19 protein-coding genes are annotated in these 23,992 nt (G+C 60.3%); 15 read left to right on the top strand and 4 right to left on the bottom strand.

From position 1 onward, the window contains the following. Window positions 1-66 precede the first annotated feature (66 nt). Window positions 67-912, bottom strand: coding sequence for an N-acetylglucosamine kinase (locus tag O9Z63_RS04855; RefSeq protein ID WP_270128200.1), 846 nt, complete (start codon window positions 910-912; stop codon window positions 67-69). 351 nt (window positions 913-1,263) lie between these two features. On the opposite strand from O9Z63_RS04855, the gene O9Z63_RS04860 reads away from it, so the two are divergent. Beyond that, window positions 1,264-2,421, top strand: a complete 1,158-nt coding sequence (locus O9Z63_RS04860; RefSeq protein ID WP_270128201.1) for a T9SS type A sorting domain-containing protein — start codon at window positions 1,264-1,266, stop codon at window positions 2,419-2,421. Between the two features lie 526 nt (window positions 2,422-2,947). On the opposite strand, the gene O9Z63_RS04865 is transcribed toward O9Z63_RS04860, so the two are convergent. Both O9Z63_RS04865 and O9Z63_RS04870 read right to left on the bottom strand, forming a co-directional pair. After that, complete coding sequence (locus O9Z63_RS04865) at window positions 2,948-4,576, bottom strand: RagB/SusD family nutrient uptake outer membrane protein (RefSeq protein WP_270128202.1); 1,629 nt, start codon at window positions 4,574-4,576, stop codon at window positions 2,948-2,950. 12 nt (window positions 4,577-4,588) lie between these two features. Next, the gene (locus O9Z63_RS04870; protein ID WP_270128203.1) at window positions 4,589-7,597 is read right to left on the bottom strand and encodes a SusC/RagA family TonB-linked outer membrane protein; all 3,009 of its coding nucleotides are present in this window, start codon (window positions 7,595-7,597) and stop codon (window positions 4,589-4,591) included. Between the two features lie 950 nt (window positions 7,598-8,547). Between O9Z63_RS04870 and O9Z63_RS04875 the strand changes: the two genes are divergently transcribed. The 14 genes from O9Z63_RS04875 to O9Z63_RS04940 all read left to right on the top strand — a co-directional run bounded on the left by O9Z63_RS04875 (window position 8,548) and on the right by O9Z63_RS04940 (window position 23,580). Next, window positions 8,548-9,969, top strand: coding sequence for an alpha/beta hydrolase-fold protein (locus tag O9Z63_RS04875; protein ID WP_270128204.1), 1,422 nt, complete (start codon window positions 8,548-8,550; stop codon window positions 9,967-9,969). A 360-nt stretch (window positions 9,970-10,329) separates the two neighbouring features. Further along, the gene (locus O9Z63_RS04880) at window positions 10,330-11,745 is read left to right on the top strand and encodes an anthranilate synthase component I family protein (protein ID WP_270128205.1); all 1,416 of its coding nucleotides are present in this window, start codon (window positions 10,330-10,332) and stop codon (window positions 11,743-11,745) included. 109 nt (window positions 11,746-11,854) lie between these two features. Continuing rightward, window positions 11,855-12,421 carry an anthranilate synthase component II gene (locus tag O9Z63_RS04885; protein WP_270128206.1) on the top strand — a complete coding sequence of 189 codons (567 nt, stop codon included), beginning with the start codon at window positions 11,855-11,857 and terminating at the stop codon, window positions 12,419-12,421. A 174-nt stretch (window positions 12,422-12,595) separates the two neighbouring features. Continuing rightward, on the top strand, window positions 12,596-13,588 hold the full coding sequence (gene trpD, locus O9Z63_RS04890; RefSeq protein ID WP_168682895.1) for an anthranilate phosphoribosyltransferase: 993 nt from the start codon (window positions 12,596-12,598) through the stop codon (window positions 13,586-13,588). Window positions 13,589-13,778: 190 nt separating this feature from the next. Next, window positions 13,779-14,591: an indole-3-glycerol phosphate synthase TrpC gene (gene trpC, locus O9Z63_RS04895; protein ID WP_270128207.1), complete on the top strand. Its 813-nt coding sequence runs from the start codon at window positions 13,779-13,781 to the stop codon at window positions 14,589-14,591. Window positions 14,592-14,713: 122 nt separating this feature from the next. Further along, window positions 14,714-15,361 carry a phosphoribosylanthranilate isomerase gene (locus O9Z63_RS04900; protein WP_270128208.1) on the top strand — a complete coding sequence of 216 codons (648 nt, stop codon included), beginning with the start codon at window positions 14,714-14,716 and terminating at the stop codon, window positions 15,359-15,361. A 54-nt stretch (window positions 15,362-15,415) separates the two neighbouring features. Further along, a complete protein-coding gene (locus O9Z63_RS04905; RefSeq protein WP_270128209.1) occupies window positions 15,416-16,324 on the top strand; it encodes an ABC transporter substrate-binding protein in 909 nt (302 codons plus the stop codon). An 84-nt stretch (window positions 16,325-16,408) separates the two neighbouring features. Continuing rightward, window positions 16,409-17,605, top strand: coding sequence for a tryptophan synthase subunit beta (gene trpB, locus O9Z63_RS04910; protein ID WP_270128210.1), 1,197 nt, complete (start codon window positions 16,409-16,411; stop codon window positions 17,603-17,605). A 133-nt stretch (window positions 17,606-17,738) separates the two neighbouring features. Further along, complete coding sequence (gene trpA, locus O9Z63_RS04915) at window positions 17,739-18,521, top strand: tryptophan synthase subunit alpha (protein ID WP_270128211.1); 783 nt, start codon at window positions 17,739-17,741, stop codon at window positions 18,519-18,521. A gap of 162 nt (window positions 18,522-18,683) precedes the next feature. Further along, a complete protein-coding gene (aroF, locus tag O9Z63_RS04920) occupies window positions 18,684-19,697 on the top strand; it encodes a 3-deoxy-7-phosphoheptulonate synthase (RefSeq protein WP_270128212.1) in 1,014 nt (337 codons plus the stop codon). 195 nt (window positions 19,698-19,892) lie between these two features. Then, window positions 19,893-21,257, top strand: coding sequence for a helix-turn-helix domain-containing protein (locus O9Z63_RS04925; protein ID WP_270128213.1), 1,365 nt, complete (start codon window positions 19,893-19,895; stop codon window positions 21,255-21,257). A 266-nt stretch (window positions 21,258-21,523) separates the two neighbouring features. Then, window positions 21,524-21,910, top strand: a complete 387-nt coding sequence (locus O9Z63_RS04930) for a hypothetical protein (RefSeq protein WP_215592966.1) — start codon at window positions 21,524-21,526, stop codon at window positions 21,908-21,910. A 30-nt stretch (window positions 21,911-21,940) separates the two neighbouring features. Beyond that, window positions 21,941-22,474 carry a hypothetical protein gene (locus tag O9Z63_RS04935; RefSeq protein WP_270128216.1) on the top strand — a complete coding sequence of 178 codons (534 nt, stop codon included), beginning with the start codon at window positions 21,941-21,943 and terminating at the stop codon, window positions 22,472-22,474. 371 nt (window positions 22,475-22,845) lie between these two features. Beyond that, on the top strand, window positions 22,846-23,580 hold the full coding sequence (locus tag O9Z63_RS04940; RefSeq protein ID WP_270128218.1) for a phenylalanine 4-monooxygenase: 735 nt from the start codon (window positions 22,846-22,848) through the stop codon (window positions 23,578-23,580). Between the two features lie 109 nt (window positions 23,581-23,689). Here O9Z63_RS04940 and O9Z63_RS04945 read toward each other — a convergent pair whose 3' ends face one another. Then, window positions 23,690-23,932 carry a PID-CTERM protein-sorting domain-containing protein gene (locus O9Z63_RS04945; RefSeq protein ID WP_270128219.1) on the bottom strand — a complete coding sequence of 81 codons (243 nt, stop codon included), beginning with the start codon at window positions 23,930-23,932 and terminating at the stop codon, window positions 23,690-23,692. Between the last annotated feature and the right edge of the window lie 60 nt (window positions 23,933-23,992).

The following is a 23,992-nucleotide window of genomic DNA, read 5'->3' on the forward strand; positions in this document are numbered from 1 at the left end:
AAAAATCCCCGCTGGCAGCTGCCAGCGGGGATTTTTTGTTTCCGGATAATGGGTTGCGGCCGTGGCCTACGCTTTGCCTTCGTGGAAAGTCACGAGGTCGTCGATGGGGGAGCGGATGATCTTGCCCACTTCCATGTCGTGGCTTTTGGCTACCTGCACCAGTGCATCGCGGAAGTTGTAGCCCACCGAGCCGATGCAGTTGAAGGTGTAGTCCTGGTAGTTGGGGTAGTGCCGGACGATGTTTTCGAAGAAGGTTTCGAAACCCTGCAGCACAATCTCGCGGCAGTAGCTGATGTTGTTGTGGTCGTAGGTGAACTTGGCGAAGCTGGCCAGAAACCGGTTGGGCAGCGGCTGGTTGTAGAGCCGGTCCAGAATGTCTTCGCGGGTGAGCTTGAACTCCTCCTGAAAAATCTCCTGCAGGCCGTCGGGCAGCAGGCCGCGCAGGTAGTCGCGCAGCAGCCGCTTGCCAATGAACGAACCCGAGCCTTCGTCACCCAGAAAATAGCCGAGCGAGTCGACATTGTGCGTGATGCGGGTACCATCGTAGAGGCAGGAGTTGGTGCCCGTGCCGAGGATGGCCGCGAACCCCGGCTTGTGGCCGAGCAGCGCGCGCGCCGAAGCCAGCAGGTCGTGGTCGACGGTGACTTTGGCCTGCGGAAACACCTGGCGCATGGCCTGGGCCAGCACTTCAGCCTTCTTCGCCGAAGAAACACCGGCTCCATAATAAAAAACTTCCGTAACTTCTTCGCGGTGAAGGGTTTCGGGTAGGTTCTTATTCAGCGAGGCAATTACGCCGGCCGTGTCGATAAAGTCGGGGTTGTATCCTTCGGTGTTGAAGTGTACCCGGTTGCCGGCTTCGTCGAGCTGGCACCAGCTGCTCTTGGTAGAGCCGCCATCGGCAATGAGAATCATAGGCTAAAAAGAGAAACAGAACTGAAAAAAAATGCTGGCTGACGCACGTTTTACCGTGCCACAACAGATACGAATGTACGGCTCCGGTCGCAGAAATTATGCGTTTTCAGAACCACACTTCCCGGCCCGACGTAAAGCCGTTGCAGTACCCTAAAAACAGGTGTTCGGAGCAAGCGAAATTTCGCTTTTCGAAACCTATATTTTTTAGCGTTTTTTTAACAGAAAAGTGCCGCTAAATCTTTTTTTTACCCGTGCATTTGGTATTTTTACTGCATCACGGAAACAGCCGATAAGGGTTTCTCCATCGTTCTAATTCTCACTCTTTTCCCCATTTTTTTTCAACCCCATCTCATGAAAAAAATCTTTACCCTCGCAGCTGCCGGAGCACTGGCTGCCACTGCTCTCAACGCGCAGGCACAAATCACGCTTGACGGCGTAATGAACACCGCTGAAATCGGTGCTGCTAACTCGGGTCGCTACGTTTCGCTGGGTGCTTTCACCACACCTCACCCTGCTGGTTTCGGCGACTGGGGTCTGCTGCGTATGTACGGTGCCAACACCGCCAGCAAACTGTATGTTGCTCTGGCTGGTACGCCCGAAGCCAACGGCAATGGTCTGCAGATTTACATGGACTTCCCGAACAAAACGGGCGTAACGTCCGGCACGGCGCTGCCAGCCGTAACGGGTCCGGTAGCTGGTACGGCTACCACCATGTTTGAAGGTGCCGGTATCACGGGCACCAAAATGGACATGGAAGTGGACGCCGCTCTGGCTCTGAAAGGCGAGTCGCTGACTTCGTTCATTCCTCAGGCCGCCGTTTACACTTCCAACACGGCCGGCACGGCTGCTGTACTGGCTACGACCATGACGGCTACCGGCGCTCCAATCACCATCGCCGGTGCTACCGGTAACTTCGCCATGTTCAACGGTTCGCGTATGGCGTACCGCGGTACTTCGGACGGCAAAATCACCACCAACCCCGGCAACGCCAACGGTGGCGGCGCTGGTTCGTATGGCTGGGAAATCGAGCTGGACCGTACTGCTCTGGGCTTGCCTTCGGGTGCCAGCATCGTGCGCCTGTTCGCTGGCTACGTAAGCAACACCGGCTACTGGTCGTCGGACGTGATTCCTGAAATTGCTGGTAACGCCGCCGCTAACCTGGAAAACTCGCCTGACTTCACGCAGGAAACCGGCACGCAAGCTGCTACCCTGAACGTGGTAGTACTGAGCAACCGCAACGCTGCCGAGGCTGCCGTAGCCATGAGCGTGTTCCCGAACCCATCGTCGAGCAAGGCAACCGTTACCTATCAGGTACTGAACCGCGCTCAAAACGTAAACGTAACCCTGACCGACCTGACCGGCCGTACCGTACGTGTGCTGAAAAGCGGTGTACAAGCTGCCGGCTTCCAGTCGATCAGCCTGAGTACGCAGGACGTAGCTGCCGGCACCTACATGGTGAACGTGAAAGTTGGCGACCTGACGGCTACCCGCAAAGTGGTTCTGCTCTAAGCTTACCGCTTACCTAGCTTACATAAGCCCGCTGCCAAGCAGCGGGCTTTTTTTGTGCGCTCTATTTCGTCTCAGTTCTGCCGGATATAGCTTGGACACAGTGAGTTGTGCGTTAGCCAAGTCTCCGGAGCAACCGGCAGTGGCAGCAGGGCAGGAGCCCGGGCGCCAAGTGCTCCGCTCCCGATAGCAGGTTTGTGCCCAGTGCTGGTTTCGCCACAGCAGTTGTTGGCAGGGGCTCGAACTTTGTAGTTCGAGCCCCTGCGCCGCTAGAACTGGCCGAAAGGTGCGGGGGCGCGACCTACAACGCTCGCGCTACTCTACTGCTTTGGCATAAAAGTAAATACCAGGTAGTAAGACCTAGGCAGTGGGGTAATGCAGATGCTTATCAGATGCTTATCAAGCACGTAGTTGTTTGTTATTTGATATCCTGTAACTGTCTCACTGTTGAGGAATATCAAACGGCTCACAAACAGGCATAAAAAAAGCCTTCCAGTTGGAAGGCTTTTTTAGATTCAGAACGGATAGGTTAGTACCCTGGATTCTGACGCAGTGTTGGGTTTGCGGTCAGGTCGGCTACTGGAATAGGGAACAACGTGCGGAAAGAAGCTACGTCGCCACCAGCCTGAGGACCACCTTTGAAGGGCCAGGTGTAGGCAGTGCCGGTGTATTTGCCGAAACGGATCAGGTCGGTACGACGGTGTGCCTCCCAGTACAGCTCCCGCATACGCTCGGCCAGGATGAAGTCCAGGTCGATGCTGGCTACGTCCGAAGTCGGGTTAGCCGTAGTGATGGGGAAGCCATAGCCGCGACGACGCAGCTGGTTTACGTAGCTGAGAGCCGTAGCCTGGCTGCCGCCGCCGCCGCGCAGAACGGCTTCGGCGTACATCAGGTACACATCGGCCAGACGGAACAGTGGGATGTCGGTGTCAACAAACTCTTTGGTGGCGTCGGAGCCATCAGCACCGGTGGAGGTTTTGTTGGTCCACTTAGTCACGGCCCAGCCTTCGCGGAAAGTGGTGAGGCTGGCCATCTCCAGGTTCTGGCGGGTGGTGAAGAACATGGCACGCTTGTCGGCCGGAGCTGCTGCCTGAGCAGCCGTGGTCAGGCCAAAGGCCAGCGGCAGGTTTTTGCGGGCGCGCAAGCCACCCCAACCCGAGTTGACACCCAGCGTAGCTGGCTGCAGCGAGCCACCCGATGAAGCATGCACCAAGAAGGTGGTGCCGCCATAGCTGCGCGTACGCAGACCGTCGCAGACGATTGGGAAGATGATTTCCGAGTTGGCTACCCGGTCGTTATCAGCGCCGAACAGGTCGCTGTAGCGGCCGGCCAGCGAGTAGCCCGAACCAATTACTTTGTTGCAATACGTGATGACATCAGCATTGCGAGCCGTACCCGTGTATACCTGAGCATTCAGGTAGAGGTGAGCCAGCAGCGTTTGTGCAGCCGCCTGGCTGGCGCGGCCGTACTCAGCCTGAGCGCGGGGCAGCAGATCTGGTTCGATGGCCTTCAGTTCAGACTCCACATACGCGAACAAGTCGGCGCGCGAAATCTGACGGGGCTGAAACTTACCGGGAGCATCGGCCTCCGTTACGAACGGCACGTTGCCGAACATATCGAGGGCGTGGTAGTAGCCGAGGGCACGCAGGAAGCGGGCTTCGTTGCGGTAAAGTTTAGCGTTGGTCAGGTCGTTGCCGGTGATGCCGCGGCCGCTGAGCTTGTCGTCGCTCATTTCCCGGATGAACTCGTTGGCGAGTGCAATCTGGAAATAGATGCGGTTGTACATCCCGAGCACATAGTTGTTGTTCGAGGTCCAGGTGTTGTCGTTCAGGTTCTGGATTGCGCCGTCCGTCCAGGCAATAGCGGCCTCGTCGGTGGTAAGCTCCTGCAACTTGAACAACAGACGCGAGTAGGAGGTAGCCCCTTCGTCGTCGCCTTTGGTATCAGCATCACCGGTAGTCTTCTGGCCCGTGATGACCAGACCGCCGTAGATCTTGGCCAATACCTGCCGCTGAGCAGCAGGGTTGGCATACACGGTTTCCGTATCGAGGCCGTAGAAAGGCTCCCGGTCCAAGTCCTTCATGCAGGACGTAGAACCCAGGGTAAGCATAGCGGCCAACGTCAGCGCTGACAAGCCGCGGGGAGAAAATCTTTTCATGCTACAGGCAGGTTAAAAGTTGACGTTGACACCCAGCGTGAACGTGCGCGGACGTGGGTACACATTGTTGATGACACCAGGAGAACCGCCGTCGAATTTCTCCGGATCGGCCGTGTCAAACTTGGTGACGATGAACGCATTCTGAACAGCAGCCGTCACGCGAATGTTCGACGTTTCGCCTAAATCGTAGCCGAGGGAAATGTTGTCCATTCGCAGGAACGAAGCGTCCTGGATGAAGTAGTCGGACAGCAGGTAGCTGGTGCCTTCGCCGGTGAAGCCGGTTTCGAGGTAGCCAGGCGTGGTGTTACGCAGGAAGGGGTTGGTCGGCAGGAACGCGTTGAGGTTGCCGCGGCTGGATTCGATGTTGTTGTAGGCGTAGTTGCCCAGGTAAGCACGCATGGTGAACGCCAGGGTGGCGCGCTTGAACGTGGCGTTGGAACCCAGGCCCAAGATGGCTTTCGGGTTCGGCGACTTGTAGCGCACCAGGTCCTGCTCGTTGATCTGACCGTCGTTGTTCTGGTCAACAAACGCATTCAGGCCACCGTTGGCGTTGGTTGGTACAATCGGCTTGTCGTTGGCGTACTTCTGCTGATACACATAGTAGGTGTTCACTGGGAAGCCTACCGTGTTGATCGAAATCCGGTTGCCGGTACCACCGTCGATGCCGCTCACGCGCAGGCCGGTTGGGTTCGGTACGTCCGTGATTTTGTTGCGGTTGAAGGTAGCGTTGGCGTTCAAGCTCCAGTTGAAGTCGGTCGTCTGAGCAACTACTCCAATCAGGCCCAGTTCCAGACCACGGTTTTCCAGCGAGCCTACGTTGGTCAGGAAGCGGTTGGAAAGGTTGGTGCCAGCCGAAGCGTCGGTTTCGTTGAGCAGGTCTTTGGTTTTGCGCAGGTACACGTCAACGGTACCAGTCAGGCGGCCATCCACAAAGCCGTAGTCGAGGCCGGCGTTGTATGTAGTGGTTTCTTCCCACTTAATGGAACGGTCGTAAGCAACCGGACGGAGCGTGTTCACGAACACACCACCCACCGGATACTGCACCGTGTTTTCACCGGGGTTGTAGAACGCCAGCGAAGGGTAGTCGTTGCCGAATACTTCCTGCTGACCGGTGATACCGTAACCGGCGCGGAACTTCAGCTCCGACAGGAAGGTAGAGTTGGCCAGGAAGTTCTCGCCTTTCACACGCCAAGCCACAGCAGCAGCCGGGAAGTAACCTGCACGGAAGTCTTTGGCAAAGCGCGACGAGTTATCGTTACGCAGGGTAGCGGTGAACAGGTAACGGTCTTTGAAGTTGTAGTTCAGACGGCCGTAGAACGAGATGAGCGTGTTCTGCGAGCGAACAGGCAGCACAATGTTGGGGCTGGCGGGAGTGCCATCGGCGCGCAGATCGGGCACAGCCGGCGACTCGCGCAGGAAGTCCTGGTAGGAGTAGCCACCGAGCAGTTCCAGACGACCGGCGTTGCCGAGGTCTTTGGAATAGTTCAGGTAGAACTCGAGCAGCTTGTTGTCGCGCTCCTGCGAGTAGAAGTTGCCTACACCACCCCGGTTGAACTCGGAGGCGGCGATACCGGCGGGTACGAACGTGGTGCCGTTGCTGCGGGTCAGGTCGTAGCCCAGGTTCAGGTTGGCGCGCAGGTCGGGCAGGAAGAACAGTTTGTAGTCCAGCTGAATGTTGCCGATGGCACGCTTCACGGTGCTACGGTCGCGGCGCTGCGAGAGGCGAGCCAGCGGGTTGGTAGGTGCGAGGCCCACCAGCGTGATAGCGCCGGTGGTGGGGTCCTGGGTGTAGTACTCGTTGAAGCCGCCGAAAGGCGAGCCATTCAGGGTCACAGGCTGGGTGGGGTCGAACGATACGGCGCTGCCGATGATACCGTCTTCTACAAAGCGGTTATCAATCCACGAGCCCTTCACGTTGGCATCAACTTTCAGGTTGCCGCCCAGCAGTACTGGGTTTACGCCTACCGACAGCGTGTTACGCTTCAGGTTGTTGGTTTTGATGATACCATCTGCATTGAGGTGGCCCAGCGAAACCCGCAGTGGTACGGTGCCCAGGCTGCCCGTTACGGCAGCGTTGTAGTCCTGCGTGTAAGCGTCGCGCAGAATCACATCCTGCCAGTCGGTGTTGGCCGAGCCGAGGCGCGACTTCTGGTCTTCGGTGCCAACGCGGTTGATCAGGGCGCGGAACTCGTCGCCATTCAGTACTTCTACGCGGCGGGGCGAGGTGGAGAGCGAGAACAGCGAGCTAACATTTACGCCGACTTTCTCGCCGGAGATGCCCTTCTTGGTGGTAATCAGGATTACACCGTTGGAAGCGCGCGAACCATAAATGGCGGTAGCCGAAGCATCTTTCAGGACCGTGAAGGTCTCGATGTCGTTGGGGTTGATCAGGCTCAGAGCGTTCGAGGAACCACGCAGCTCGGAGTTGTCGATCGGCACACCATCGATTACGATGAGGGGGTCGTTGGAGGCGTTCAGCGAGGAGCCGCCACGGATGCGGATAACGCTGGCAGCGCCGGGAGCACCGCCGCTGGTCGAAATCTGCACGCCGGCCACCTTGCCGTTGATGAGCTGCTCAGGCGAGTTAACCTGGCCTTTCACGAAGTCGCGGGAGCTAACCGACGTCACGGAGCCCGTCACGTCCTGCTTACGCACGGTGCCGTAGCCTACTACCACAGCTTCGTTGAGCAGGGTGGTGTTTTCGTTGAGCGTGGTGCTCGGTACTGCCGTGTTCTGGCCGGCAGTCACGGTAACCGGAATGCGGCCGGTGGTGTAGCCTACAAACGAAATAACCAGCGTGCGGGGGCCAGCTGGTACGTTCTGAATGGAGTAGGTACCATCCGAGTTGGTGGAGTTGCCGAGCGTGGTGCCCTCAATGATAACCGTCACGCCAGGCAGGCCGGCGCTCTTTTCATCTACGACACGGCCACTCACGGAACCAGTCTGCGCGAAAGCACCAGTAAACCCGGCACAGACGAACAGTAGCAGAAACAAGAGTTTCGCCAGGTAGGGTTGTTTCATGGGAAAAGTATTAGGGGTTGAAATGGGTTTTTCCGGATGCCTCCGGAGTGGGAATTGACAAGGTGGCCGCAACATCTGCCGTGCTGGGTGTGCAGTGAGTAAGTACTGCCTTCCGATGCACTTTCGGAGAGGATTAGCCGCCTCATTACTGTTAAAAAACTTCGCAAGTTAAAGGCGGAAATCCCACATTTACAACGTGCCGGGCAAAGCAAAGAGGTATAATGATAATTGGACTATGGTTGAAAGTGATTGGCGACAAACCAAGCGACAAAAAGACTGTTAAGGCCAGATGTGCATCCTGTGCCTGATACGAGGTGAGTAAGCACATGCTAAAGTGCTGATTTGGCAGCCCAGGCCCACCGCAACGCTATAATAATCGGGCGACGTAGCTAACGCCTGGTTGCTATGTTGTGGTGCTGTATTGACTTTGTATTTATTGGCCCATGCTTGCCATTGGCTGGTGGTATACTAGTAGCTATTAGGTTATTGGCCTACCGTACGTGGGGGTGTCTTCGGATGATAGGGTAGTTTTGCGGTGAATGGGGTTCCATAAACAGGGGATCTGTCAAAATGATGTGCTAAGATGGTCCGATTGGCCGTTTGAGTTGCCGGTTATGTAAGTCAATAAAGAATCAATCTGGCCATCTGTATTTTTGTGTCGACCTGATTGGATTTTTGTATATATCCTAGAGTGCTCTTGAGGTGGATCTCTATGCTCAGGCTGGCCGGTTCGACGGGTTCCATCTTCGAGTATAGGTATGGCAGGCACTCGTCAACTCCCGGCTTTGGCCGAAGAAATCTGTTGGCTGTTTCCCGGAAAAATACAGGTAATAAATGTGCCCGGCCGCCTGCAGGCGGGGTATCCGGCTGGTCAAAACCGCGAAGTCGTATTATTGTCTTTTCTTCGTCGGGCTTGCCTGGTGAGCTAACACTCATTGCCGTTTACCTATATGAAACATGCTTTCCTGGCTGCCTTGCTGTGCCTCTACGGAGGAGCCCAGGCCCAGACTACCCTGCGCCTGACCAGCGTGCCGGCCGCTACGCCCGCCGGGGCCACGCTGTACCTGGCCGGTACCGTCAATAACTGGAGCCCAAGTAGTGCGGCCCATACCTTTACCCGCAACCCCGACGGCACCTACCAGCTGACGCTGCCGGCTACCGTCACGGGTACCGTCGAGTTCAAGTTCACGCGCGGCTCCTGGGCCACGGTGGAGGCCGACGCCCAGTTCAACGACATCGGCAACCGACGCTACACCATTGGCAGCGGCCCGGCTACCGTGGAGCTGCAGGTGGCCGCCTGGAAAGACCAGGGCAGCGGGGGCGGCAGTTGCCAGAGCACGGCCCTGCAGCCGAACGTGCGGGTTATCAGCACCTCGTTCCAGATGCCGCAGTTGGGCCGCACGCGCCGCGTGTGGGTGTATCTGCCCAACGACTACACTATGGCAACTGCCAAGCGCTACCCGGTTCTGTATATGCACGACGGCCAGAACGTGTTCGACGCCTGCACCAGCTTCTCGGGCGAGTGGGGCGTGGATGAAACCCTGAGCCAGCTGCAGCAGCAGGGCCTCGACGCCACCGGCTCCATTGTGGTAGCCGTGGACAACGGCGGCGCCGACCGGCTCAACGAAATGTCGCCGTGGAACAATCCGCAGTACGGCGGCGGCCAGGGCGACCAGTACGTGGATTTCATGGCTCAGACGCTCAAGCCCTACATCGACCAGAACTACCGCACCCTCACGGGTCGCGAGTACACGGGCATTGCGGGCAGCAGCATGGGCGGGCTGATTTCCACGTATGCGGCCCTGAAGTATCCGCAGGTGTACAGCAAGGTGGGCGTGTTTTCGCCGGCCTTCTGGTTTGCGCAGGCTCCGTTGTTTCAGTACCTGCGCCAGCACCCGGCCAATCCGGCCACCCGGTTCTACTTCGTGAGCGGCACCCAGGAAAGCCAGACGATGGTGCCGCTGATGCAGGCCATGCGCGATTCGCTGGCCCGCGGCGGCGTGCCGGCCGCCAACCTCAGCTTCAACCCCAAAGCCGACGGCCAGCACGCCGAGTGGTTCTGGAAGCGCGAGTTTTCGGCGGCGTACCAGTGGCTGAACGCGCCGGCAGCGCCGCTCAGCACGAAAGGCAACGCCAATCATCTGGCCTTCAGCGCCTACCCGATACCCGCCAAAAACCAGCTGCGCGTGGAGCTGCCCACGGATGTGCGGGAAGCGCGGCTGGAGGTGCTCGACGCCACCGGCCGGGTGGTGCTGAAAGACAAAGTGCGCTCCGGCGACTCGGTGAACGTGAGCGGCCTGGCCCGCGGCACGTACTTCCTGCGCGTGTCGGGCGGCCATAAATCGGGCACGCAGACTCTCGTGAAGGAGTAGGCGCGGCTTTGCCTTGCACCCGGCCCAAACGGCTGGCAACGTGTTAACAGGTTGGGGGCAGTTGGCCGCTGCTGGCAGAAAGATTTCAATGGCCTGCCCAATATTTTGCTTGCGCGCTAACGAACCTCAAGTACCTTTGTGGCGTTCAAGCCTCTGATTACTCTCTGAACCATGATTTTTTCGACGACGCAGCAAGCCTGGTGGTGGCCCTACGGAAATTCCGGACGGGACAGCCTGTGCGTGCGTTAGAATCGACTCCTTTTCTTCGCAACGACTCTACAGAAAGCCCGGCCGCCCGCCGGGCTTTTTTTATTGCCCGGCGCTGGCTACTCCTTCTTTACCACCACAACCAGCCCGCTCATGCAAACCTACCAGCTCACCACCCGCCACCTGCGCGTTCTGGCCGACACCGTAACGCCCGTGAGCCTCTATCTGCGCCTGCGCGACCGGTACGACAACTGCCTGCTGCTGGAAAGCTCCGACTACCACGGCCAGCAGAATGCGTTCAGCTACCTGGCCTTCGACCCGCTGGCCCGCTTTGAGCTGCGCGGCCGGGAGCTGACCCTCATGCTGCCCGACGATACCACCGAAACCGAGCTGCTCGACTCGCCCCGCGCAGCTCTGGCCCGCCTGCAGGCCTTTGCAGCCAGCTTCCAGACCGAGGATACCGGCCACGACTTCATCACGGGCGGGCTATTCGGGTACCTGGGCTACGAGGCGGTGCAGGCATTTGAAGACCTCACGCTCAACCCCGACAAGCAGCCCGCCGGCCAGATTCCGGACATCCTGTACGGTACCTACCGCTACGTCATTGCCATCAACCACTTCCGCAACGAGCTGTACGTGTTCGAGCACACGTTGCAGGGGCAGGAGGTGGACGAGGACGGGCTGACGAAGCTGGTGAACCTGATCCGCAACCCCTCGCTGCCCGATTTCAAGTTCCGGACGGAAGGGGAGGAGCAGACCAACCAGACCGATGAGGAGTTCCTCAAGGTGCTGGCCCAGGGCCAGCAGCACTGCCTGCGGGGCGACGTATTTCAGATTGTGTTGTCGCGCCGGTTTCAGCAGGGCTTTTCGGGCGACGAGTTCAACGTGTACCGGGCGCTGCGCTCCATCAACCCCTCGCCTTACCTGTTCTACTTCGATTACGGCTCCTTCAAGATTTTCGGGTCGTCGCCGGAGGCGCAGGTGCGCATTCAGGGCCGCGAGGCCAGCCTGTTCCCGATTGCGGGCACCTTCCGCCGCACCGGCCACGACGCCGAGGACGCCGCTCTGGCCCAGAAGCTGGCCGACGACCCCAAGGAAAACGCCGAGCACGTGATGCTGGTGGACCTGGCGCGCAACGACTTGGCCCGCCACGGCGACAACGTGCGGGTGAAAACATTCCGCGAAATCCAGTTCTACTCGCACGTGATTCACTTAGTAAGCGAGGTGAATGCCACCCTGGCCGCCGGCACCAACTCCCTGCAGGTGGTGGCCGATACCTTCCCGGCCGGCACGCTCTCGGGGGCCCCCAAGCACCGCGCCATGCAGCTCATTGATGGCCTGGAACCGACCGCCCGCGGCTACTACGGCGGCGCCATCGGCCACCTGGGCTTCAACGGCGACTTCAACCACGCCATTATGATCCGCTCCTTCCTGAGCACCGCCGGCCAGCTTTACTTCCAGGCTGGGGCCGGCGTGGTGGCCGCCTCCGACATCAACTCCGAACTCAACGAAGTGCATCACAAGCTGGCCGCCCTGCGCAAAGCACTGCAGGCCGCGGAGCAGGTGTAGCATCGGCGGCAGCCGCCCCAGGGCTGAAGCCCTGGGCTACTCCTTATAGAAGTCACTCACTAGCCCAGGGCTTCAGCCCTGGGACCATCAGGCCAACCGGCCGAATCCAATGAACATTCTCGTTCTCGACAACTACGACTCCTTCACCTACAACCTCGTGCAGGTGCTGCGGGAGCTGGGGCATACCAGCAACGTCACCGTGATTCGCAACGACAAGCTGGCCGTGGACGACGTGGCCGCCTACGACGCGGTGCTGCTGTCGCCCGGCCCCGGCGTGCCCTCGGAAGCGGGCCTGATGCCCGAAATCATCCGTCGCTACGCAAGTTCCAAGCGGATTCTGGGCGTGTGTCTGGGCCACCAGGGCCTGGCCGAGAGCTTCGGCGGGGAGCTGTACAACCTGCCCCAGGTGCTGCACGGCCTAGCCACTGACGCCCACCTCACCACCGCCGATAAGCTGTTTGAGGGCTTGCCCGATACCTTTAAAGTGGGTCGCTACCACAGCTGGAGCGTGCGCCCCGAGAGCGTGCCCGCCGAGCTGGAAGTCACTGCCCTCGACGACGCCGGCCAGGTACTGGCCTTCCGCCACCGGGAGTATGATGTGCGCGGCGTGCAGTTCCACCCCGAGTCCATCCTCACTGAGCACGGCCACCAGATGTTGCGCAACTGGCTAAGTTAGGCTGCCATATCGCTCCATCTGTCATCCTGAGCGGAGCGAAGGACCCTATCATACCAGAACGACCATCGTGGTTACGCTTCGTGCTAACGTGATAAGGTCCTTCGCTCCGCTCAGGATGACAGAAGAACATCCATCAGCGAAATTCTTTTAATCCGCATACTCTGCGATTCAATTGTGAAACAGATTCTCAATAAACTATTCGACCAGCAGCTGCTGACTCACCCCGAGGCGCTGGAAGCCATGCTGCGCATTGGGCAGGGCGAGGCCAACGCGGCGGAAATGGCGGCCTTCATGAGCGTGTACCGGATGCGGCCCATTTCGGTGCCGGAGCTGGCGGGCTTCCGCGAGGCCCTGCTGAGCCTCAGCCGTGACCCGGAGCTGGGCACCCGCGACACGGTGGACATTGTGGGCACCGGCGGCGACGGCAAGGACACGCTCAACATCAGCACGCTGGCTTGTTTTGTAGTGGCCGGGGCCGGCTACAAGGTCACCAAGCACGGCAACATCGGCGTGTCGTCGGTGTGTGGGTCGTCGGATGTGCTGCAGCAGCTGGGCGTGGAGTTTGGGGTGGGCAACGACGTGCTGCAGCGGCAGCTGGAGCGGGCCGGCATCTGCTTTTTGCACGCGCCGGCCTTCCACCCGGCCATGCGCCATGCCGGGCCGGTGCGCCGGGAGCTGGGCGTGCGCACGTTCTTCAACATTTTGGGCCCGCTGGTGAACCCCGCGCGGCCGAAGTTTCAGGTGGCTGGCACCTTCAGCCTGGAGCTGCTGCGCCTCTACCACTACCTGCTCCAGCAAACCGACACCCGCTACGCTGTGGTGCACGCCCTGGATGGCTACGATGAACTCTCGCTGACGGCCGCCGCCAAGCTGGCCACGCCCGAGGGCGAGCGGGTGGTATCGGCCGCCGACCTGGGCCTGACCCTGAACCAACCCGAGGAGCTGGCCGGTGGCCGCACCGCCGCCGAGTCGGCCGCCATCTTTGTGGATGTGCTGGAAGGTCGCGCCACCCGCGCCCAGCGCGACGTGGTAACGGCCAACGCGGCCCTGGCCATCGGCTGCCTGGAACCGGCCTTCAGCTTCGCTGACAGCTTGGCCGCCGCCCGCGAGTCGCTGGATTCCGGCCGCGCCCGCCAGGCGCTGCGGGAGCTGGTGGCAGCCATCTGACCCCAATAAACAGGTCCTGTCATCCTGAGCGGAGCGAAGGACCTTATCAAACTAGAACGACTGTTGTTGTTACGCTTCGTGCGAATGGCACAAGGTCCTTCGTCGCCGCTTGATTCGCGGAATGCTCAGGATGACACACGATTTTCGAAACAGCTATCAGCCAACAGCTAGTAGCTAACAGCTCAAAAAAATGACCATTCTCGATACCATCATTGCCCACAAGCGTCAGGAAGTTGCCACCCGCCAGAGCCTAGTGCCGGTGAAGCTGCTGGAGCAAAGCTTCTACATGCCGGCCCAGCCCCTGAGTTTGCGCCGCTACCTGCTGCGCGACGATTTGAGCGGCATCATTGCCGAGTTCAAGCGCAAATCACCCAGCAAAGGCGTGATTAACGCCCACGCGCCGGTGGAGCGCACCACGCTGGGCTACATGCAGGCCGGCGCCTCGGCGCTGTCGGTGCTGACGGATACGGAGTTTTTCGGGGGCAAGAACGAGGACCTGACTACGGCCCGGCGCTTCAATTTCTGCCCCATCCTGCGCAAGGATTTCGTGGTGGATGAGTACCAGATTATCGAAGCCAAAAGCCTCGGGGCTGATGCCGTGCTGCTGATTGCGGCCGTGCTCAGCGGCGAGGAAGTGCTGCGCTTGGGCCGCCTGGCCAAAAGCCTGGGCCTGGAAGTGCTGCTCGAAATCCACAATGACGAGGAACTCGACAAAACCCTGCACCCCGACGCCGTGAGCCTAGTGGGTGTGAACAACCGCAACCTCCACGACTTCTCCGTGAGCCTCGATACCTCCGGTGAGCTAGCCCAGCGCATTCCTGATGAGTACGTGAAGGTGACAGAAAGCGGCCTAACCACCGCCGCCGATATCGAAGCCTTGCGCGCCGTAGGCTACCGCGGCTTCCTGATGGGTGAAACCTTCATGCGCCACTCCCGACCCGAAAAAGCCTGCGCCGCGCTGGTGCAGCAGCTCCGGGCTACCGAGGCGGTGACGTTGTTATAAGGGCCAGAACGATGTAGAGACGCAATATTTTGCGTCTCGTCGTTGAACGACCAGCACCGCGCATATCAAACAACATCAGCAACGGGGAGACGCAAAATATTGCGTCTCTACACCTTCCACACATGCCAACCAACTCCTACCACATGCCTCACCTCAAAGTCTGCGGGATGGCCGATGCCGACAGCCTGCGGGCGGTGGCGGCACTGCAGCCCGATTTTCTGGGGTTCATCTTCTACCCGAAGTCGAAGCGGTACGTGGGGGGGCGGCTGCCAGCGGCGGCGGTGCGGGAGTTGCCGGCCGCCATCCGCAAGGTGGGCGTGTTCGTGGACGACGACGCGGCTGCGGTGCTGGCGCGGGTGCGGGAGTTTGATTTGCAGCTGGCCCAGCTCCACGGCCACGAAACGCCCGACACCTGCGCCGCGGTGCGGGCCGGCGGCGTGCCGGTAGTGAAGGCGTTTGCGGTGGGCGAGGGGTTCGACTTCGCGCAGCTCCAGCCCTACGTGGGCAGCGTGGACTACTTCCTCTTCGATACGGCCGGCCCCCAGCCCGGCGGCAACGGCACCGCCTTCGACTGGACGCTGCTGCAGGACTACAACCTAACGGTGCCGTACTTTCTGGCCGGCGGCATCGGGCCGGAACACGCGGCGGCGCTGCGCAACCTTCGGCTGCCCAGCCTGTTTGCCCTGGACCTGAACAGCCGCTTCGAAACCGCCCCGGGCACCAAGGATGCCGGCCGGCTGGAGGCTTTTTTTCAGGAGTTGAAAGCATAACAAGCCAGCATCATAACACAGGCAGATTGCGCTAAAGACGGATACACAAAAGCTATGAGCGAAATAAAGATTGCGCTGGACTGGACGGTAAACACCAACCACACGGGCTTCGTGGTGGCCCAGGAGCTGGGCTGGTACGCGCAGCACGGCTTGGAGGTGGAGCTGCTGACCCCGGAGGCTGACAACTACGCTCTGACTCCGGCCAAGAAGGTAGAGCTGGGCCAGGCCGACTTTGCGCTTTGCCCGCTGGAAAGCATCATCAGCTACCGCACCAAGGCCCGGCCGTTCGACGCCATAGCCGTGGCCGCCCTGCTGACGGAAGACCTGAGCAGCATCGTCACGCTCAAGCGCCCAGATATTCAGTCGCCCAAAGATTTGGCCGGCAAAATCTACGCCTCGTACCAAGCCCGCTACGAGGACCAGATAGTGGCGAAGATGCTGGAAAACGACGGTGCTACCGATCCGCTCACCATCACCTACCCCGAGAAGCTGGGCATCTGGAACACGCTGCTGCAGCAGCAGGCCGACGCCACCTGGATTTTCGATAACTGGGAAGGCGTGCAGGCCCGGCAGCAGGGCGTGGCGCTGACCAGTTTCCGTCTGGCCGATTATGGTATTCCGTACGGCTATTCGCCCGTCATCATGGCGTCGGAAAAGCGGGGGCTGGAAAACGGGGAGGCCTACCGGAAGTTTCTGCGGGTGTCCGGGCAGGGCTTCCTGCACGCCAAAGACCACCCGGAAGAGGCGGTAGCACTGCTGCAAAAGCTGGTACCAGCCGCTGACCGCAACCCCGGTTTCCTGCTCGAAAGCCAGCAGTACACGGCCGAATACTACGGCAGCGGCCCCAGCTGGGGCCACATGAGCCCCGCAAGGGTGCAGCGCTACCTGGACTGGCTGGCCGAGTATGGCCTGGAAACCCGGAAGCTACCGCTGTCGGAAGTCATGACCAACGACCTGTTATAAGAAACCTTTTTTGCGTCTGATTTCGCGGGGTAAGCCACTGCGAGACCCTGCGCCACCCACCCCGAGACTCTGCGAAAAACCATCATGAAACCAACCTACCAACAACCCACGGAGCGCGGCTACTACGGCCAGTTCGGGGGCGCGTTCATTCCCGAAATGCTCTACCCCAACGTGGAGGAGCTGCGCCAGCAATACTTGAGCATCATGGCCGAGCCGGAGTTCCAGCAGGAATACCAGCAGCTGTTGCGCGACTACGTGGGTCGGCCCACGCCGCTGTTCGAGGCCAAGCGGCTATCGGCGAAGTACAACACCCGCATCTACCTCAAGCGCGAGGACCTTTGCCACACCGGCGCCCATAAGGTAAACAACACCGTGGGGCAGATTCTGCTGGCCAAGCGCCTGGGCAAAACGCGCATTATTGCCGAAACCGGCGCCGGCCAGCACGGCGTGGCCACCGCCACCGTGTGCGCCCTGATGGGCATGGAGTGCATCGTGTACATGGGCGAAATCGACATGGAGCGGCAGAAGCCCAACGTATACCGTATGCGCCTGCTGGGGGCCGAGGTGCGGGCGGCCATGAGTGGCAGCCGCACCCTCAAGGACGCCACCAACGAGGCCATCCGCGACTGGATCAGCAACCCCGTGGATACGCACTACATCATCGGCTCGGTGGTGGGCCCGCACCCGTACCCCGATCTGGTGGCGCGCCTGCAGGCGGTTATCAGCGAGGAAATGCGCAAGCAGCTGCTGGAGAAAACCGGCTCCGAGCTGCCCCAGTACGTGGTGGCTTGTGTGGGCGGCGGCTCCAACGCGGCCGGCGCGTTCTACCACTTCCTGGAGGAGCCCTCGGTGCAGCTGGTAGCCGTGGAAGCGGCCGGACACGGCGTGCATTCAGGCCACTCGGCAGCCACGTCGGTGCTGGGTACGCCGGGCGTGATTCACGGCAGCCGCACGCTGTTGATGCAGGACGAGGACGGCCAGATTACCGAGCCCTACTCCATTTCCGCCGGCCTCGATTACCCCGGTATTGGCCCGCTGCACGCCTTCCTGGCCGATTCCAAGCGCGCCCGCTTTATCAGCATCGAAGACGAAGCAGCCCTGAAAGCCGTGGCCGAATGCAGCCGCCTCGAAGGCATCATCCCGGCTCTGGAAACCGCCCACGCCCTGGCCGCCCTCGACCAGCTCGGCGCTGGCCCCGACGATGTGGTGGTCATCAACCTCTCCGGCCGCGGCGACAAGGACCTGGAAACCTACATCAAGTACGCTGACGCTATCATGTAAGGCAATGCCATTGTCATGCTGAGCTTGTCGAAGCATCTCTACCTCTGGCTAATTTCTACTTGTAGACGAAGCGGTAGAGATGCTTCGACTGCGGCTCCGCCTTCGCTCAGCATGACAGACAATATCACGTGACATGACCAACCGAATCAAAGACGCCTTCGACAAAAAGCAGAAAAACCTGCTCAACATCTACTTCACGGCCGGCTACCCCAGCCTGCACGACACCGTACCGCTGATCAAAGCCCTGAGCGAAGCCGGGGCCGACCTCATCGAAATCGGGATGCCGTTTTCGGACCCGCTGGCCGATGGGCCGGTGATTCAGGCCAGCAGCACCGTGGCCCTGGCCAACGGCATGAACCTGCGGGTGCTGTTCGAGCAGCTGAAGGGCATCCGGGAGAGCGTGCCCGAAACGCCGATTCTGCTGATGGGCTACCTCAACCCGGTGATGCAGTTCGGGGTGGATAACTTCTGCCGCGAAGCCGCCGCCGCCGGGGCCGACGGCATCATCCTGCCCGACCTGCCCCTCGACGATTACGTGGCCGAATACCAGGACATCTTCCGCCGCCACAACCTGCGGCCGGTGTTCCTCATCACCCCGCAAACCGCCCCGGAGCGCATCCGCCGCATCGACGAGCTGACCGATTCGTTCCTGTACCTCGTGTCGGGTCCCGGCACTACGGGCGGAGCCAACACCCAGGCCGAGGGCGTGCAGGAAGCCTATTTCCAGCGCATCGAGGCCATGAACCTGCGCAACCCCCGCCTCATCGGCTTCGGTATCGGCGACAAAGCCTCGTTCCAGAACGCCTGCCAGTACGCCGAAGGTGCCATCATCGGCTCCGCGCTGATTCGCGCCCTGGAAGGCGTGGACGACGCCCCGGCTGCGGCCAAGCGGTTTGTTTCTTCGGTGCTGGCTTAAGCACTATAAAAAAGAACGTCATGCTGAGCGCAGCGGAGCGGAGTCGAAGCATCTCGCGTGCTAACGTTGTAATAGTAACCCAACGATTCGAGCGAGATGCTTCGACTACGGCTGCGCCTTCGCTCAGCATGACGTACTGATATTTTTCTCCCTCCCCAGAACATGATCATCCAACTCGACCCCCATATCACCGAAGCCGATAAGGCCGCCATTGAAGCCCGCATTCAGGAGCTGAAGTACAAGGCCACGGAGGTGAAAACCCAGCGCGCCCACTACTTGGTAGCCATCGGCAAGGCCGATGTGGACCTGCGTGCCATCGGCCAGCTGCCCGGCATCCTCGACATCCACCGCGTATCGGACGACTACAAGCTGGTGAGCCGCAAGTGGCGCGTGCGCCCCACCGTGCTCGACCTCGGCGACGGGGTGCGCATCGGGGAAGGCTCGCTCACGCTGGCCGCCGGCCCGTGCAGCATCGAGAGCGAAAAGCAGATGGAGCTAATCATGCAGCACCTCGTGGACAACGACGTGCGCATCATGCGCGGGGGCGTGTTCAAGCCCCGCTCGTCGCCGTATGCGTTCCGCGGGCTGGGCATGGAAGGCCTGAAGGATTTCCACCGCATGGCCCGGGAGCGGGGCATCAAAATCGTGACGGAGGTCATGCAGGTGTCGCAGGTAGAGGAGATGCACGACTACGTGGACGTGTTCCAGGTGGGCGCGCGCAACACCCAGAATTTTAACCTGCTCGACGCCCTGGGCGGCGTGGACAAGCCCGTGATGATCAAGCGCGGTATTTCCGGCACCATTGAGGAGCTGCTGTCGTCGGCTGAGTACGTGTTTTCTGGCGGCAACGAGAAGCTGATTCTCTGCGAGCGGGGCATCCGTACCTTTGAAACGGCCTCGCGCAACACGCTGGATTTGAACGCCGTGCCCATCCTGAAAGAGAAAACCCACCTGCCCGTCATCGTGGACCCCTCGCACGGCATCGGCATCCGCGAGTACGTGCCCACCATGGCCCTGGCCGGCGTGATGGCCGGTGCCGACGGCATCATCTACGAAGCCCACGAGAAGCCCGAAGAAGCCGCCTCCGACGGTGCCCAGACCCTGAATTTCCAGGAGTCGGAACGCCTGATTCGCAACCTGCGCAAAGTGTACGCCCTGCGCCAGGAGCTGGAGTAGAAGGTAAACTAAAAGGCTAGTTCCCCTCCTTGGAAAGGAGGGGCTAGGGGTGGTTGATGAACGCTGGAACGATGCTAGAGCTAGTTCTAAAAACTGTTCTAACGCAAGGCCAACCACCTCTAGCCCCTCCTTTCCAAGGAGGGGAACTAGCTTTTTAAACATAGTAGAAGTCCGATCTACTGTTACCTTGCCGGTATGTTCTTCGGCTTCAACCTCTACAGCGGCTTGCTGCTGCCGTTTTTCCTGCAAGGTGTAATCGTGGCGGCGGTGCTGTGGGCGCGGCGGCGGCGTGAGGATACGGCGGCCGACGGCTGGCTGGCCCTGCTGCTGCTGCTGTTTGCTGTGCGGCTGGCCCAGTGGATGCTGGGCTTTGCCGGCTGGTACGACTCGCACGACGCCCGCACGACGTTCATGTTCTATTGGCCGTTCAGCAACTGGCTGGCGGTGGGGCCCGCGCTGTATTTCTACTTCCGCAGCCTCACCAATCAGGAGTTCCGGCTGCAGCGGCAACACTGGTGGCACTTCGCGCCCGCCTTGGTGGTGCTGACGTGGCTGCTGGTGGTATTTGGCTACGATATTGGTTGGTGGCACGGGGTGCAAGGCCAGCCACTGCCGGCCCACTTCGGCACCAAAGGCCCCCTGGCCAGCTGGGCCGACTACCAGCCCATCGGGCTGCTGGCCGATACGCTGGGCTACCTCTGGGTGCTGGCCTACGCGGTGCACACCCTGCGGGCCTACCGCGCCTACGCCCGTTACCTCAACGACAACTTCTCCGACACCGAGCAGCTCCGGTTTCGGTGGCTGCGTAACGTGCTGGTAGCCGTAGTGGTGGGCACCGGCGTCACGCTGGTGTTCGGGGTGGTCAACATCTTCATCACGCCCCTCAACTACGTGCAGAGCTGGTACGACTACCTGTTCACCGGCCTGCTGATCTACTACCTCAGCATCTCGGGCCTGCTGACCGGCTACCGCCTGGCCGCCTTACGCTTCCAGCTGTCGGCTGACATAGCCGCTTCGCCAGTGGCCTCGTTACCAACGGTGGAAGCTGCCGCCGGAGCGTCCAACATTGTTGCACTGGAGACAAGCGAAAAGATAGTTGCCGCTGCGGTACCCGATCTGCCTGAAATACCTGTTTCGGCTGCTACTGCGGCTGCCAGCGTACCGTTGGTAGCTGATGCCACCGTTGAAGAGCCAACTGAAACGGCCGCCGAACCCGACGCGGAGCTGGCCCGCTGGACGGCCCGGCTGCTGGCCCACATGCAGGCGGCCCGTCCCTACCTGGAGCCCGAGCTGACGCTGGGTGATCTGGCCATCCAGCTGCGCACCAACACGTCCTGGCTTTCCCGCGTCATCAACTCCGGCTGCGGCCAGAACTTCAACGACTTCGTGAACGAGTACCGGGTGCGCGAGGCCGAGCGCCGCCTCCGCGACCCGCAGTTTCGGCACTACACCCTGCTGGCCGTGGCGCTGGAGGCAGGCTTCAACTCCAAGTCCACGTTCAACCGCGTCTTCAAAAAGCTCCGCGGCCAGACTCCCAGCGAAGCCGCCCGGCAGCTGTAGAGACGCATACTTGCGCCTCATTGTTGAACGGCCAGCCCTGCGCCAGCAGTCCGATGTAGAGACGCGACACTTCGCGTTTCCCGCCAGAACGACCGGCGTTGCATCAACCAAACAACATCAGCAACGACGAGACGCGAAGTGTCGCGTCTCTACGCCTGCCCAGTGTCAAACTATAAGTTGAGGCGTCCCAGGCTGTAAACTGGGGCGTTTGGGGTCGGCGGGGGCAGTTCCTTTGGGACATCGTTTCACTTCAACCCCCCATTGTCATGCGTACTTTCCTGCCTTCCCGCTCGGCCACTGTTGCCACTTTCGCCGCCCTGTTACTACTCGTTACGGCCTGCTGGGCGGGTATCACTTCTAACCTGCTCATTGAGCCGGGTAAGCAGTTTGTGCTGGGCGGCGGCCAGCTGGGCGGTTTCAAAGTAGAAGCTCACAACGTGGGCAAAGTACCCGTCGAGTTCAAGGAGCGGCCCCGGGGCGGCGGCATCTTCGGCAAGACGACGCTGGCTCCCGGCGAGCGGGGTACGCTGCGGTTCATGGCCGGCTCCACGGCGCTGCTGCTCAACCCCTCGGACCAGCAGGCCAAAGTAGACCTCAAAATCACCGGCGACACCCGGCTGAGCATGACCTACGAGCCCAACGGCAAGCTGTAGGCGGCACCATCACTGCTAAAAGGCTTCGTCATGAAAAAGCAAATTCTCAGGTTCGCGCTGGCCCTGGCCAGCTTGGTTCCGCTGGTGGTGGAGCGCGGGAATGCTCAGGCTGATGCTCCCCGCCTGACCATGCAGGAGCTGCAGCTCCTGACGCATCAGTGGGAGCAAGGCCAGCTCACGTATACCAATGAGGCTTCCACCCGACCCGTTGCCATTCGCAGTGGCTTGAACGGCATGAGCCCCGGCCCCAACGCCTTTGTCCTCGATTATATCTACCAGCAGCCCGAAGGCGGTATGGTAAAGGAGTTCGACAAGCTCTGGCTGGCCCGCGACGGTCGTTCCGTCCGTTGGGACAATGCGCAACTGCAACTCCGGTCCAAAACCCGCCTGCCCGATGGCCGCCTTCGGGCAGTGTTTGAGGGGTCGGGCCGGGAGATGGGCCAGCCGTGCGAGCTGCGCCGCGTACTTACGCTGGGCTCTCAGAAGCTGGAAATCAGCAAAGAAGTGCGTCGGGCCAATACGACCACCTTCGTCGCCCTAGCCCGGTACGAGTTTACACGATGAATAAAATGGCTTATTTGAGAAATATGACCCTTTAATTATAGGGAAGTTAATCATAAATGATATCAAATTTTTGCTGGTAACCCCTTTTATAAGGGTGGTTATGTGAAATAAATGCGCCTATTTGTGTAATATGCCTTGCAAAATAAACTATCCTTAAATCTTGTTTATTCCGGAAGTCTTCTATATTTGCATCATCATGCTGAACCTATCCGCGAAATGCTTTATGACCATTAATCGTCCTGTCCAGGACGAGGTCGGGCGCTTTTGCGGGTACGAAAGGTAGAACACAGCATGCTTCTCCTTCTCTGAAATCCACTTAAGAGCCCGACTCCTCCCCAGGAGCCGGGCTTTTTTTCTGCCCTGTACGCGCTATGATACAGCAACACTACGACCGGTATACCACGCAGGATCAGCTGGTTTGGAAGGTATTGTTCGACCGCCAGACGGCCCTGCTGCACAAGCGTGCCTGCTCGGCGTTTGGCCGGGGGCTGGAGGCCGTGGGCTTCCACCGCAACGCCATTCCCGACTTCCAGGAAGTAAGCCAGCGCCTGCAAAAAGCCACCGGCTGGCAGCTGGAACCGGTGCAGGGCATGCTCAATGATGCCGAGTTCTTCGGGTTGCTGGCCCAGCGCAAGTTCCCGGCTACCGTCTGGATCCGGAGCATGGCGCAGTTCGACTTCATCGAGGAGCCTGACCTGTTCCACGGCGTATTCGGCCACGTGCCCTTGCTCATGGACCAGGCCTTTGCCGACTTCCTGCACTTCCTGGGCCAGGTAGCCGCCCAGCACCTCGACGATGCCGTGGCCCTGGCCCGCCTCGAGCGGCTCTACGGCTTCACGGTGCAGTTCGGGTTGGTGGAAGAACACGGCCAGACGCGCATGTACGGGGCCGGTTTGCTCTCATCGTCGGGTGAAATCCACCACTGCATCGGCGACGTTTCGCGCCGTTTTCCCTTCGATCTGGCCACCGTACTGCACACCCCCTACAGCGAAGCGCACCTGCAGGACCAGTACTTCGTGCTCAACAGCTGGGAGCAGCTCACCGAAAGCGTAGCCGAACTGGCCGCGCTGCTGTCCTCGGGCTGGGAGCTGCAGCCGGTGGAGTAAGAAGCCGCAACGGCATTTAGTGCGGCACTGAAGTAGGATATAAGGAAAAAGCCCCTTGGACTACCTGTCCAAGGGGCTTTTCTATGTAGTTGCCAGCGTGTACGGCTGGTTAGCCGGCATCGTCCGGGTGCTCGTTGGCAGTAGAGCGGCGCAGGCGGCGTAGCGCCAGGGCCCCACCGGCCAGCAGCAGCAGCGAAGCCCCGCCATCAAGCGGAACGGCAGTAGGGGAATTGGGGTCGGGAGTGGGGCCGCCGGTACCGGGTCCCTGCGCCTGGGCAGGCATGCCCAGCAGCAATGCGGCCAGCAGCGGCGCGCTAGTCAGCAGCCGAAAACGGTGAGAAGAGAGCTTCATAGGAGAAAGAAGAAAGACGGAAGGAATAGGAGGCCGAGGGGCGCCGATGATGCCCTCCGG

The organism is Hymenobacter yonginensis (assembly GCF_027625995.1).
In the GTDB taxonomy this organism is placed as follows: domain Bacteria; phylum Bacteroidota; class Bacteroidia; order Cytophagales; family Hymenobacteraceae; genus Hymenobacter; species Hymenobacter yonginensis.